12 protein-coding genes and 2 pseudogenes are annotated in these 13,446 nt (G+C 63.6%); 10 read left to right on the forward strand and 4 right to left on the reverse strand.

Annotated elements, in window-relative coordinates; genetic code table 11:
* The 5 genes and pseudogenes from VHL31_RS08640 to VHL31_RS08660 form a co-directional block, all read left to right on the forward strand.
* On the forward strand, nt 1-453 hold a 453-nt coding region (locus VHL31_RS08640; RefSeq protein WP_329660808.1), incomplete at its 5' end, for a serine hydrolase domain-containing protein.
* A gap of 317 nt (nt 454-770) precedes the next feature.
* The gene (locus tag VHL31_RS08645; protein WP_329660809.1) at nt 771-1,889 is read left to right on the forward strand and encodes a serine hydrolase domain-containing protein; all 1,119 of its coding nucleotides are present in this window, start codon (nt 771-773) and stop codon (nt 1,887-1,889) included.
* A gap of 198 nt (nt 1,890-2,087) precedes the next feature.
* Nucleotides 2,088-2,306, forward strand: a complete 219-nt coding sequence (locus tag VHL31_RS08650) for a hypothetical protein (RefSeq protein WP_329660810.1) — start codon at nt 2,088-2,090, stop codon at nt 2,304-2,306.
* A gap of 54 nt (nt 2,307-2,360) precedes the next feature.
* A pseudogene (locus tag VHL31_RS08655) lies at nt 2,361-3,038 on the forward strand (IS481 family transposase); the annotation flags it as partial.
* A 162-nt stretch (nt 3,039-3,200) separates the two neighbouring features.
* Nucleotides 3,201-3,542, forward strand: coding sequence for a hypothetical protein (locus VHL31_RS08660; RefSeq protein WP_329660811.1), 342 nt, complete (start codon nt 3,201-3,203; stop codon nt 3,540-3,542).
* A gap of 255 nt (nt 3,543-3,797) precedes the next feature.
* Here the strand turns inward: VHL31_RS08660 and VHL31_RS08665 are convergent, their stop codons facing one another.
* Together VHL31_RS08665 and VHL31_RS08670 are read right to left on the reverse strand one after the other, a co-directional pair.
* Nucleotides 3,798-4,577 (reverse strand): SDR family oxidoreductase, encoded by a 780-nt coding sequence (locus VHL31_RS08665; RefSeq protein WP_329660812.1) that lies wholly within the window; start codon nt 4,575-4,577, stop codon nt 3,798-3,800.
* Complete coding sequence (locus tag VHL31_RS08670; RefSeq protein WP_329660813.1) at nt 4,574-4,897, reverse strand: nuclear transport factor 2 family protein; 324 nt, start codon at nt 4,895-4,897, stop codon at nt 4,574-4,576. Before VHL31_RS08670 ends, VHL31_RS08665 begins: the two co-directional genes overlap by 4 nt.
* A gap of 107 nt (nt 4,898-5,004) precedes the next feature.
* Between VHL31_RS08670 and VHL31_RS08675 the strand changes: the two genes are divergently transcribed.
* Entirely contained in the window at nt 5,005-5,910 is a 906-nt protein-coding gene (locus tag VHL31_RS08675; RefSeq protein ID WP_329660814.1) for a LysR family transcriptional regulator, read from the forward strand.
* A 273-nt stretch (nt 5,911-6,183) separates the two neighbouring features.
* On the opposite strand, the gene VHL31_RS08680 is transcribed toward VHL31_RS08675, so the two are convergent.
* Nucleotides 6,184-6,987: an alpha/beta hydrolase gene (locus VHL31_RS08680; RefSeq protein WP_349262395.1), complete on the reverse strand. Its 804-nt coding sequence runs from the start codon at nt 6,985-6,987 to the stop codon at nt 6,184-6,186.
* Nucleotides 6,988-7,198: 211 nt separating this feature from the next.
* Between VHL31_RS08680 and VHL31_RS08685 the strand changes: the two genes are divergently transcribed.
* The 4 genes from VHL31_RS08685 (at nt 7,199) to VHL31_RS08700 (ending at nt 11,478) form a co-directional block, all read left to right on the forward strand.
* Complete coding sequence (locus VHL31_RS08685) at nt 7,199-7,669, forward strand: MarR family transcriptional regulator (RefSeq protein WP_329660815.1); 471 nt, start codon at nt 7,199-7,201, stop codon at nt 7,667-7,669.
* Between the two features lie 162 nt (nt 7,670-7,831).
* Entirely contained in the window at nt 7,832-8,731 is a 900-nt protein-coding gene (locus tag VHL31_RS08690; RefSeq protein ID WP_329660838.1) for an alpha/beta fold hydrolase, read from the forward strand.
* Nucleotides 8,732-9,422: 691 nt separating this feature from the next.
* On the forward strand, nt 9,423-9,788 hold the full coding sequence (locus VHL31_RS08695; protein ID WP_329660816.1) for a hypothetical protein: 366 nt from the start codon (nt 9,423-9,425) through the stop codon (nt 9,786-9,788).
* 313 nt (nt 9,789-10,101) lie between these two features.
* Nucleotides 10,102-11,478, forward strand: a complete 1,377-nt coding sequence (locus tag VHL31_RS08700) for a M20/M25/M40 family metallo-hydrolase (RefSeq protein WP_329660817.1) — start codon at nt 10,102-10,104, stop codon at nt 11,476-11,478.
* 98 nt (nt 11,479-11,576) lie between these two features.
* Here VHL31_RS08700 and VHL31_RS08705 read toward each other — a convergent pair.
* Nucleotides 11,577-13,382 (reverse strand): annotated as a pseudogene (locus VHL31_RS08705) (SLC13 family permease).
* Between the last annotated feature and the right edge of the window lie 64 nt (nt 13,383-13,446).

Raw genomic sequence — 13,446 nt, forward strand, 5'->3', positions numbered from 1 at the left:
AAGGACATGCGCCGCGCCGACATCAGCTGGGCGGGTGCGGCCGGCGGCATCGTGTCCACGCCACGCGACCTGCAGCGCTGGGTGCGCGGCCTGTTCGGCGGACGCGTGCTGCCGTCCAAGCAGCTGAAGGAGATGATGGAGTTGGTTTCGTCCGAGACCGGCAAGCCGATCGCAACAACCTCGGCCAAGGAACCGCGCGGCTTCGGCCTGGGACTGGCGGCGGTCTATGCGCCGGGCCTCGGGCACATCTGGTTCTACGAGGGGATCACGCTCGGCTACCGCGCCGTCTACTTCTACTTCCCCAAGGACGACCTCGTCGTCACCGCGTTCGCCAACAGCCAGGCACCCGAAGGCAAGGACGAGCTCCCTCCCCTTGCACTCAAGCTGTACGAGCTGGTCAAGGACCGGGCAGCTCCCGATGATGGTCCCGAGGCGCCCGAGGAGTTCGACTGATCCCAGTGGACCGGCTGGTGCCGATCAGCCGGTCCACTCGGAGCGGCTACGCGCACCGCGCGGGAAGCCGCCGCTCTGGCGTCAGGATGCCGGCAGCATGCCTCAGGATCTGCATGTCGTCCTTGGCTTGAACATCGAGATTTCCTGAAGTCCTGAGATCTGTTGAGCCAAGCTCGATCAAGCTTTGTCTTGCCACAGATTGTGATTCTTGATGGTTTCTGTTTTACCGTGAGCTGTTGATCAGCGCCGCAATAGCGCCACCGTCGGTACGGCTTCGGGCTCGAACGCCAGCACCCGAAATGAGAGGAACGATGTTCATGAATCGCGGATGGGCGGCGCTGGTCACGGCCGGGCTGGTCTGGTGCTGGGGAAGTGCGGCCCATGCAGCCGATCGCTTTTCGCCCGAGAACATCCAGAAGCTGGACCGGATCATCGCCGAGGAGATGAAGGCGGAGAACCTGCCGAGCGTGGTGGTGGGGGTCTGGGTGCCTGGCGAGGGCCGCTATGTCACCAGCATGGGCAAGGCGGACCTGCGCACCGGGCGGCGGCGCGAGCCGACCGAGCTGTTCAGGATCGCCAGCATCTCCAAGACCGTCATCGGCACCGCGATCCTGCAGCTCGTTGACGAGAACAAGCTCAGCAAGGGGGACAAGATCTCCAAGTGGTTTCCCGACTTCCCCAATGCCGGCAGGATCCGCGTCTACGACCTGCTACGCATGCGCAGCGGCCTCGCGGATTCTGTGGGTCAGGAGTTCATCGAGGAATACTACGAGAACCGCCTGATCGCCCTCACACCTGCCGACATGATCAAGCGGGGTGCCAAGCTTGAGGACGAGTTCCAGACGCCGAACGAAAAGACTGTCTACAACAACCTGAACTACGTCATGCTGGGCGTGATCCTGGAAAAGGTCACCGGCCGGCGGATCGACCGCCTGCTCGCCGACAAGATCTTCCGGCCGCTCGGCATGAAGAACTCGTCCTACCCACAGCTGCCCTATCTTTATGGCCGCCTGCACGGCTATAGCCTGGATCCGAGGACCCACCGGCTGGTCGACACGACCCTGCTCAACCCGGCACCGACAGGCGGGGCGGGTGCCATCGTCTCGAACCTCACCGACCTGCACATCTGGGCCAAGGAACTGTGCGCCGGCCGCCTCCTGAAGCCGGCGACGCAGGAGGCCCGCCTGCGGACCCGCACGCTCGGCAAGAAAGGGGCCGGCATCGCCCGCTATGGCGAGGGCGTCATCAAGCTGGGTCCGTTCTGTGGCCACAACGGGACCATCTTCGGCTTCAGCTCCGAGATGTGGTACCTGCCGGCCTTGCAGGCGGTGATGGTCATCAACGTGAACCGGCTGGACGAGAACGACGAAAGCAGATCCGGTCCTCTCTTCTACAAGCTGAGCAAGGCCTTGTTCCCCGACTACGTGCCCTGGTGAGAACAGATGCCCGCTGAAAGCTGACGGGAGCTCACGTACCTCTCTCAGCCGACCGCGTAGGAAGGTCTCGGCAGGCGATGAGCTAGCTATAGCACCTCCGGCACTGGCTGCATGTACAGCATCGTACAGACGCTGGCCGATGCCGATGCACTCTTGGTATCCTCGTGGTCCTTGGCCGGTTCCAGGCGGCCGTCAGTCATGCCTGATCCCCACCGTCGCATCCTGGTCGTCGAGGACGAGTACATCCTCGCCGACGACCTGCAGCACGAGTTGGAGAAGCTGGGCGTGCTGGTGATTGGGCCGGTGCCGACCGTGACGATGGCCCTGCGCTTGCTGGACGCCACGTCAGTCCTCGACGCGCCATCCTGGACATCGACCTGCGCGGCGAGAAGAGCTTCCTCGTGGCCGACGCCCTAGCTGTAACGTCCCGGGGTGTCGTGGTGCATTGTCTCGTGAACGGGAGGACACACGATGGCACCGGGCCGTTATGGTTCAGCCAGAACGACGCCGCGCGGTCGAGCCGAACGCCAAGCGTGGCAAGAGACCACCCGCAGCCTCGCCGCACGCCACGCGATGAACCCCAAGGGCGTCGCCAGGTGGCGCCACCGGACCCACGACCATCGTTCAGCGGATGGGACCGCCCCGGCCATATGTCCTTCCGCCCGATGACGTGCTGGGCTGCTTGCGGGAGACGATGCCTTTGCTCGCGCAGCGCCCTGCACCGATGCCTGGCGCGCTGCGGCATCTCCCGCCTGCCACAAGGCGAGGAGGAGGCTTCCCGGCGCAAGCGCTTTGCCCTGACCACAATCGGCTACGTCCACGTCTGCGAGCTGCGACTGGCCCAGGGCAAGCTCTTCATGTTCCTGGCGATCAGCCGTCAGCGGACGGCTGATCCGATCTTGGAGGGACCGGGCCAGCAGGCCCGGGAGGCGAACGGGCTTCGGCCACGTCGCCTTCCTGCGCGGGGTAGTCGAGGTCTTCCCTTACCGGATCCATACCGTCCTGACTGACAACGGCATGGCCTTTGCCGGCCTACCAAAGAATCGTGGCCGCTACCCCGAGATCGAGGCTCTCTTCGGCGGCCACATCTTCGACCGCGTCTGCGACAAGCACGGAATCACTCACAAGCTCACCAAGCCCTATCACCCCCTACCGGTTCTCTGAACCGGTCCTCGTCGAGGGACGGATCATCCGGCTGCTGCCGGATGATGGCTGTCCCACACCTCCCGGTACGTCGCATGGCGTGCCCACCGTCACCGAGGACAACGCGGCTGGCTGAAGTGGGCACTGACACATCGGATCGAGCCGCAGATGCTCTTGGCGCAGCGGGTCGGGCCTGGACCTGCCGGTGACGTCAGCGATCTTGTCCCGCTCGCCGCCAACGCAGCCGATGTCATGCCTTGCGACCAGTTGATCGCCGGCGCCGGCTACGACAGCGAGGCGAACCACCGCTTCTGCCGGGAAGAGCTGGAGATCGACAGCCTGATCTGTAGCCAAGAAGCGCCGCTCAGCCACCGTGGTCGCCAGCACGCCGTACCGGCAGGAAATGGTCAGGCGGCTGGGCAAGCCAGGCGACCTTTGCAGACCGTGCCGCCACCGCCAGCGCTGGAACGCCCGGACGGTGATGTCCGTGGCCAGGCGTCGCTGCGGTGAATCACTCACGGCACGTCTGGAACCTACTCAACAGGCTCAAGCACTCCTCAGAGGCGTCGCCTCCAACGTCCAATGCCTTGGGATCCTAGGCCCTCCGTCGTGAGGCATTCGACGGAGCAAGGTAACCTTGCCGACCAGTTTAAGGTCCTTTGTTGATGGCTGCAGCCTCAGGACGCCGGGAAGATGAAGCGTGCATGGAGCGAGTGCTCCAGGCTCTTGCTGCCGATGTCATCGTCGAAGGGCGTCGTGCACCGCTCACACGGTGGGCACGGTACCACCATCGATGACGTATTCGGTGCCGGTAATGGTCGCGGCCCGATCAGAGGCGAGGAAGGCGATCAGGTTGGCAACTTCCTCCGGCTTCGATGGCCGGCCAATCGGGATGCCGCCAAGCGCGTTCATGATGATCTGCTTGCCGCCCTCGTAGTCGGTGCCGGCCTCCTGTGCGAGCCGCTCGGCCAGCCGCACCGAGGCCTCGGTTTCAATCCACCCGGGCGAGACGCGCACCACGCGCACCCCCTTGGGCGAAACCTCCTTGGACAGGCTCTTGCTGTAGGTCGAGAGCGCGGCCTTCGCGGCGGCATAGGCGGTCGTCGCTTCCGGCAACGGCAGCTCGCGCTGAATGGAGGTGACATGGATGACGACGCCGCGGCCCTGCGCCACCATCATGGGCACGAGTTCGCGGTCGAGCCGGACGGCCGGCATCAGGTTGAGATCGAGTTCCTTGGTCCATTCCGCATCGCCAAGCGCCGCGAAACCTCCTGCCGGGGCAGACGAGCCGCCGAGCATGTGAACGACGATATCGACCCCGCCCAGGCGCTCGCGCACCGCGGCGGCAAGCGTGGCACAGCCCGCTGGAGATGCGAGGTCGGCGGCGACGAACATTGCCTCGGGGAGCGCGTCCGGCCGGGATCGTGCTGCCGCCAAGACCCGCGCACCGAGTTCACAAAACAGGGCCACGGTGGCGGCACCCGCGCCACGGGTGCCGGAGGTAATGAGGGCACGCTTTCCTTCCAAAGAGAGGAACGGCGTCATCCCCCAATCTCCAGGCCCGTGATCTGCCCACCTTTGAGCCGAAACATGAAGGTAAGCAGGGCCGGGCTGCCAGGGAACTGCCCGGTCACCCTGGCGCGGACCCTGGTAGCATCGTCCGTATCGCTTGCTTCAAGTGGCTCGATGAGGTGCTGATATTTGGCCTTCGCGTCGTGCCACCATGCATCAATGGCCTGCCGGCCGACATGAGACTGGCCCTCGTCGGTGACGGCGCCTTCAGGTGCAAAGGCGTGAACCAGAGCCTGTCTGTCATTGCTCTTGTCCGCGTCGAAATAGGCCTGAATCGGAAAGGGCAGGTTCATCACACTCCTCCTGCTGCCTGAGGTTGCTTCTGTTCTCCCACGTAGGCGTAGACATCCGTTGCGATAAGCAGGATTGATCGTGATGCAGGATCTCGAAAAGCGGGACAATGTACCGGCCTGGATTAAATGAACTCGATGCGATCATCGCCATTGCGCGCAGGGCCTCATTCCGCGCCGCGGCGCTCGATCTGGGCATGTCGACGACGGCGTTGAGCAACGCTGTGGGGAAACTTGAGGCGAATCTTGGCGTCCGCCTGTTCAACCGAACGACACGCAGCGTATCGCCTACTGATGCTGGACGAACATTCATTGCTCAGGTTGGTCCTGCCTTGCAGGATATTCATGGCGCCATGGAAGCAGCGCGGTCGCAGCAGGCAACGCCATCGGGAACGCTCCGCATCAACGCCTTTGCCACGGCGGCGCGCGAGCTTCTCTCGCCGCTCGTGCTCGAGTTCCTCCGCCGTCACCCGCAAGTGCATCTCGATCTCGTCACGGAAGGTCGGCTGGTCGACATTGTGGCCGAGGGATTCGACCTTGGTGTTCGTGTGGCCGACCTCGTGCCAAGTGACATGATCGCGGTGTCGCTTGGGCGGCCACAGCGGTATGCCGTCGTCGGCTCGCCATCCTACTTCGAGAAGCAGGACGCGCCGCATGTCCCGTCTGACCTGCTCAATCACCAGTGCATCCGCGTCCGCCTGCCGAACGGCGCGCTGTTCCGTTGGCAGTTCGAAAAACGCGGGCACATGGCTCAGATCGACGTGAGCGGACCTATCACCTTGGATGAAGCTAGCCTCGCACGGACTGCTGTGCTGGAAGGTATAGGGCTGGGCTTCTTCATGGAACAGGACGTGCGAGCCGACATCGAGGCAGGACGCCTCGTTCGCGTACTGGAGGACTGGACGCCGCCGTTTGCTGGCCTCTGCCTCTACTATCCCGGACGGCGCAACCCTTCGGCTGCCCTTAAGGCCTTCATCGGCTTGGCCCGCGAGCTGAGCGCAAGGTCAGGATCATGACCAGACTTGCGCAAGCCGGGTCCGTTGTCCCTGTCACTGACCAACCAGCCGCTGCCCTTCCGCCCAAAGGAAGATCACGAAGGATGATAGTTTGGATCTAACTCCCTCTTTCGCCTCAGAAACAGGAGGGCAAAATTGCGTAAGTCGCCGGCCGGTCCTGCCGGAAGCATCTTTGGCTCGATCCAGAGCAGGGCGCCACTGCCACCAGCCATGCTGGCTGCAATGGCGCTCCGGGGCCCTCCAGTACCGGAAGGCAAGAGCCTGCATTCCGCCTCAGCGGCTTTCCAGCGCCGTGCGTCCGGCATCCATGGCGGCACGGTCGATCACGTCGGCCACCGCTTTCGGCTTGGTCAGAAAGACGACGTGGCTGCCGGCCACCTCCTCGGTAACCGCTCCGATGCGGCGCGCGGTGCTGCGCAAGAGCCTCGGATCGATTGCACTATCCTCCGTCGCCACCACAAACCAGCTGGGCTTGGTCCGCCACGCCGCCTGCGTGACCTTGGCGCTGAATGCGGACATGGCGATTGGAACCTGCGAGTCCCTAAGGAAGGCCGCATCGGCGTCGCTCGTGTCCGCAGCAAATCCCTTCTTGAACTTGGGCCCGTTGACGAAGCCGAACCCGTCCGACTGTTCCTCGATGATGAACTCCGGCGGTGGTGGAATCTCGGCGAACTGGTCACCAGTCGACTCCCCGGCATCGGGTGCCAGGGCAGCGACATAAACTAAGCCGGCCACCTTGGGATCGTTGCCCGCCTCGGTGATGACAGTCCCGCCATAGGAGTGACCGACCAGGATGGTCGGGCCGTCTTGACGGTTGAGAACGCGGCGCGTGGCGGCCACGTCATCGGCGAGAGAGGTAAGCGGGTTCTGGACGATGCTGACCCTGTAGCCTTTCGCGGTCAGCTCGTCGTACACGCCGCGCCAACCCGAGCCGTCGGCAAAGGCACCGTGCACCAGCACGACGTTCCGCACCGGCTGCGTTGATAGAGGATGATCAGCGGGCTGCGCCTGTGCATTGCTGGCGATGCTCATCGCGGTAGCGGCGGCGGCCACCAAGCTACGGATCTTCGTGTTCATAGGGGTTCCTCCTGAATGGAAGCCAAGCGGCCAGCGACGGCCGCACGTTGATGGCGTCACGGATGGCGTACGGACGGAGCATCTTTGGTATGCGATAATTCTTATCGCGATATATAAATCTAACGGTGACTCGCTACGTGAGTCCAGCATAATTTTTATCGCGATATTTATTATGGTGGAGAAAGGGCTATATGGCTGCAAGGAGCCAGCCATGACCGACAGACCGAAGCACCCGCCGCACCTCGAGGACCAGCTCTGCTACGCCATCTACTCGGCAGGCATGGCCATCCAGCGGGCCTACAGGCCGCTGCTCGACTCGCTGAGGCTGACCTATCCCCAGTATCTCGTCCTCAACGTCCTATGGCGAGAGGACGGACAGACCGTCGGCAGTCTGGCCGAGCAGCTTGCCCTCGAAACCAGTACTCTCACACCCCTCCTGAAGCGCCTGGAGGCCGCCCAGCTGGTGCGGCGAACCCGAAATCCCCAGGATGAACGGCAGGTGATCGTAGCACTGACCGACCAGGGACGCGCCCTGGAGGACAGGGCTGGTTGCCTTGGCGAAGCCTTGCTTGAGGCGTCCGGTCAGTCCCCTGCGGACCTGGGAGATCTCAATTTGAAGATCAGGCGAATGCGGGATGGGATCTACAGCCGCATCGGGCGCTGGAGCCTCGACCGTTCCTGAAATCCGGTGTCCGGGCCCATCGGGATGAGCGAGGCGGTACGCCTTCACGGCCACGGCCTGCCGCCTCACGTCAGTTTCATCTGAAACACGATCGGCCGAAGTTGAAGCGTCCGCGAAACCGCAGCCCGCCACACCTCTGGAGCGACTTCCAGAGAATTGACGATGAAAACAAATGGCGACGAACCCAGCCAGCATCAGGTGACGATCGAAGGTAGCTCGCTTTCGATCATCGAGCAGGGGCAGGGCCCAGCCGTCCTCCTTGGACATGGATTCTTGTGGGACTGGCGGATGTGGCGGCCACAGGCACCTGTCCTGTCCGCCCGCTGCCGTGTCATCATGCCGGAGTTGTGGGGGTATGGCCGCTCAGGAACGCTGCCGGCCGGGACACACACGCCCGCCGACCTTGCTCGGCCCATGCTCGAACTTCTCGACCAACTCGGAATCGATCGCTGCGTGGTGATCGGATCGTCGGTGGGTGGAATGTGGGGTGCTCATCTCGCTGCGCACGCACCTGGACGGATCGCGGGGCTGGTGCTGATGAACAGCTATCTGGGGGAGGAGCCTACGCCCAAGCGACTGACATACGCGGCGATGTTGGACCAAGTCGAAACGGCCGGCAGGATCGAGGACGAGATCGCCGATGCGATCACGCCATTGTTCTTCTCCACGGACGTCAGCGCGCGTAAGCCGATGTTGCCGCATGGGCTGCGCCTGCAGCTCGATGGCTTTTCCGCGGAGAAGTTGCGGCGATCAATCGTGCCGCTGGGACGCTTGATCTTTGACCGACCCCACGCGTTAGACGTGCTGGCGCAGGTGCGGGCGCCCACGCTCGTTATCACGGGCAGTGAGGATCGCGCGCGGCCGCCGGAGGAGAGCCGTGTCATGGCGGAACTCCTCCAGGCTGAACTGGTGGAGGTTCCGGGCTGCGGACACACCGCCACACTTGAGCGGCCTGAGGCGGTCAATGCAGCGATCCTCAGGTTCCTGGACAAGCTGAGTTGGGGGGCTTCACGCCCGTTGGCCAATGAGTCCGCCGGAGTGGATGCAAATCTACAGATGTGAGCGCAAGTCGTGCAGTGCACGTAAATTTGAAACAAAAGATCGTATGACATGAACAGCTCTACTCCTATCTGGACTGTCCAAACATCACACGGCTCTCTTGCCGCGGAGGAAAGCGGCTGAGACGGAACGCCTGTGCTCTTTATTCATGGCAGTTCCTCCTGCCGTGGCATCTTTCAACGACAACTTCAAAGTCAGCTATCCGACTGCCACTGGCTCATCGCGTTTGATCTGCCTGGTCATGGCCAGTCCAGCAACGCGCCTGATCCGAAACGCAGCTACACACGTCCAGGCCTTGCCGACGCTGTTATCGAGTTGCTCACGAAGCCGGATATATCCCAAGCTGTTGTAGTCAATGGTCGCTTGGTGGCCATCGGCATCGAGATGATACCCCGGTTTGCCGGGATGAAGGGGCTCATCATCCCTGGCACGCCGCCTGTTAGGCGTGGCAGCATGGCCGACGGGTCTATCGCCTCGCCGCTCCTCCAACTGGCAAGCCGCCGCAACCTGTCAGGTACGGATGTCGACGCGTTTGCGCGCGCGATGTTTGGCGACCCGGTCGAACCTTCTCTCCATGATTCTATAGTTCGAGCGGACGGCCGGCTTCGAGAAAGGCTCTTTGGAGACTGCCGCAAGACCGTAGGCTTTGGCGTCCTATCGCGATTCGATGATGGAAAAGGACGGGAGGCGGCCGATGGTGCGCAAGGCGGCGGGTCAGATGAGCCTGGCCGAGGCGGGTCTGGCGAAGACGATCTTCGACGCCTTGAACCGGCAGCTGGAACGGCGCGGCCTGGTGATCAAGGCGGGCACGACGATCGATGCGACGCTGGCGGAAGCAGACGTGAAGCGGCCGCCCATGCGCGAGGGCAAGGTACCGAGCGTGATCCGGCTGCTGGCTTGCCCCGGCGCGGCCAGCGAAGTTTCTTTGGCTATAAGGCGCACTTGGCGGTGGATCATCGATTGTCAGCAGACGATCGATCCATCCTTGCAAGGGCTGCAGCCAGGAGGCTGCAGCGGGGGCAGCGACCTGATCCGCAAAGCCATCCTGTTTCAGCGCTGACATTGGCGAGAGCATCACCGCCGATGCCTTGGTTTGCGGCGACGAGCAGGTGGTGCTGGCCGACGAGGCCTACGAGTTCATCTGCCAAGCCTGGGCCAAAGAGCCCGATCGGTTCAGGCTCGACCCGTCACACACATCCCGGGACCATACAGCTAGACGCCACGAGGTCCTGACTAGCCGAATCAGCTGACGCAGGCTGAAAAACCCAATCCAGCGGACGAGGCCGAGCCTCGTGAAGGCGGTGGTGCGGCGGATGCTGACTTTGCCATGGTTCTTCGCGATAATACGGTAAAACTACGGGAGAATGCTGCCAATGCCCGATCTGGATGCCGTCCTGGCCCACGTCGATAGCAATCTCGATGCCGCGACGGAACGGTTGTTCGCGACCTTGCGGCTGAAGTCGATCTCCACCGATCTGGCCTACGCCGCCGAGACCCGGGCTTGTGCCGAATGGCACGCGGCCGATCTTGCCTCGATCGGCTTCGACTCGAGTGTACGGAACACCGCGGGACATCCCATGGTTGTCGGGCATGATCGCTCGGCAACGGGAACGTCGGTCCTGTTCTACGGCCACTACGACGTGCAGCCGGTCGATCCCCTGGAGCTTTGGGACCACGACCCATTCGAACCCTTGATCGTGACCCGCGCCGACGGCAGCCGGATGATCGTCGGGCGCGGGGCAGCGGACGACAAGGGGCAGCTGATGACCTTCGTCGAGGCCTGCCGTGCATGGAAGGCAGTGACCGGCAAGCTGCCGATCCCGATCACCGTCCTGCTGGAGGGCGAGGAAGAGTCCGGTGGTGCCAACCTGCCGCCGTTCCTGGACGCCAATACCGAGGAGTTGCGAGCGGATCTGGCGCTGATCTGCGACACCAACATGTGGAATGCCGACACACCGGCGATCACGACCAGCCTGCGCGGCCTCTGCGGCGAGGAGATCATCATCCATGCCGCCGATCGCGACCTGCACTCAGGGTTCTACGGCTCCGCGGCAGCGAACCCCAACCACATCCTCGCCCGGATCATCGCCGACATGCGCGATGCGAACGGGTCGATCACCATCCCCGGCTTCTATGACGGGGTGCCTGAACTGCCGAAGGCGCTGAAGGAAAGCTGGGCGAAGCTCGACTTCACGACCGAGGCCTTCCTGGGCGAAATCGGCCTGTCGGCGCCGGCAGGGGAAAAGGGGCGGTCGACACTCGAGATGGTCTGGTCACGACCGACCTGCGAGGTGAACGGCATGGGCGGCGGCTATCAGGGCGCCGGATTCAAGACCGTGATACCGGCACAAGCCTCGGCCAAGATCTCGTTCCGCCTGGTGTTCGATCAGGACCCGCACAAGGTCCGCGCGGCCTTCCGGGAGTTCGTCAGGGCCCGTATCCCGGCCGACTGCAGGGTCGAGTTCATCGAGCACGGGTCGGGCACCGCGGTAGCGTTCGACACGGGGGGTAAGGCGTTCCAGCGCACCCAGGATGCTCTGACCAGGGAATGGGGCCGCGACGCCGCCTTCGTGGGCGGGGGTGGCTCCATTCCGGTGACGACGCTCATCAAGGACAAGTTCGGGATCGACGTGGTGATGGTCGGGTTCGGCCTCAGCGACGACCGGATTCACAGCCCCAACGAGAAGTATGACCTCAAGAGCTTCCACAAGGGGATCCGGTCATGGGTGCGGATCCTGGCGGCCCTGTAATGGCAAGTGGTCGAGCCTCGGCAACGAGCGCTGCAAGCTGCTCATCGTCGCCATCAACCTCCTGGGCATCATTGCGCCGCATCGTCGGTGCACCAGGTTCAGAAGGGCCAGATGAAGGGCACGACGAAGATCGCCAGGATGAAGCACCAGATCAGCATCGGCAGGCCGAGCTTCCAGTAGTCGCCGAACTTGTAGGCGCCCGGCTCCATCACCATCAGGTTAGTCGCCGTGGCGACCGGCGTCAGGAAGGCCCCGGCACAGGCGATGCACACGCACATGAGTACCGGCTGTACCGATATTCCCATCTGCTGAGCGGCGACGACCGAGATCGGAATGATGATCAGCGCCGTGGCCGTGTTGGAGATCACCTGGCCAAGGACTGCCGACAGCAGGAAGAGGCCGATGAGCAAGGAATGCGGCCCGGCATTCCCGACCAGTTCCACGAGGCGCTCGGCGAGGAGTTGCGCCGCACCGGTCTCCTGCATGGCCGTGGAGAGTGGCATCATCGCGCCGACCATGATCACCGTCGTCCAGTTGATCGAGCGGTACACCTGCTCGACGCTGAGCACGCCCGAGATCAGGATGATGCCGGCGGCCAGCAGCCCGGCGACGGCGGGCGGCACGAGTCCGGTGGCCAACAGGAACACCATGATCACCAGGGCAGCGATCACCGTCTGCGCACCCGCTCCCATCGGGACGGCCTGGCGGCGCACCAAATCTGGCGAGTTGACCACCAGCACTTCGGCCTGGTCGAGGCGGGTCTCGAGTGCCTTCCAGGTGCCCTGCAGGAGCATCGTGTCGCCCGCTGCCAACGCGTCGCCGGGCTTCAGATCGGTTCCTTGCCGCTGAAGCGCCAGCACGATCAGGTCGCCGCTCTCGGTCACCATGCCCGGAAAGAAGCGTTGCCCGATCAGCGGCGAACGGGGTGGAATCAGCACCTCTGCGAGCCCTGAACTGCGGTTGAAGAGCTGGTCGGCCAGCCCACCCTCAGGCACGTCCTCGCGGAAGGAAAGGCCCATCTCCTGGGCCACTTCCGCCGCCTGGTCAGCAGGGCCACGCAGCACGATCAGGTCGCCTTCGCCGATGATGTCGTTGCGGATCGGCCGGCCTTGCGGGTCCTTGAGGGTGACGAGGACAAGATCGCCCTGGTTCGCGAGGCCGACGGTCTCGCGCGACTTTCCGACGAGCGCGGATCCTGCCCGCACGCGCAATTGGTGCACCTCACGGGACAGCTGATACTGCTCGACCAGGGTGGTCGCGTGCTGGCTGAGGTCGGGTGGAAGCGTCTTGCTGGTGCGGTTCGGAAGGAGACGTTTGCCGAACAGCACCACGATGGCGATGCAGCCCAGCACGATCGGCACGCCGACCAGCGCGAACTCGAAATAGCTGAAGCCGCCGCCTCCAGCATCCGCTGACGCCTCGACGACCAGGACGTTGACCGGGCTGCCGGTCAACATCAGCAGGGATCCCGCATGCGCCCCGAACACCAGCGGCATCAGCAGCTGGGAGGGCTAGCGACTCATCCGGATGGCCATGACGACGCAGACGGGCAAGAGCGCCGCCACCGCACCGTTCACGCTGATCAACGCGCTCAGGACCCCCACGAAGCTCATCATCAGCACGATCAGCCGCGTCCGGCTTTCACCCGCTTGCTTGATCAGGAGCTGCCCTGCCCAGGCCGTCACGCCCGCTACCTCCAGCCCGGCGCTGACGACGAAGAGTGCGGCGATGAAGATCACCGCCGGGTCGCCAAAGCCCGCCAAGCTCTGGTTCAATGTCAGGATGCCGGTGGCCCAAAGCGACATCGCAGCTGCTACGCAGACCGCGATAACCGGCAATCGGTCCCACATGAACAGTACGACCACTGCAGCGATGATGATGAAAACGATCCAGATCTCGCTCACGGGCTCCAACCTTACTGTTCTGCGGGAGGGGACAGTGCCAGTAACCATTCGATGTCTTGGGATA

This window comes from Geminicoccus sp., from assembly GCF_036263595.1.
Lineage (GTDB): Bacteria > Pseudomonadota > Alphaproteobacteria > Geminicoccales > Geminicoccaceae > Geminicoccus.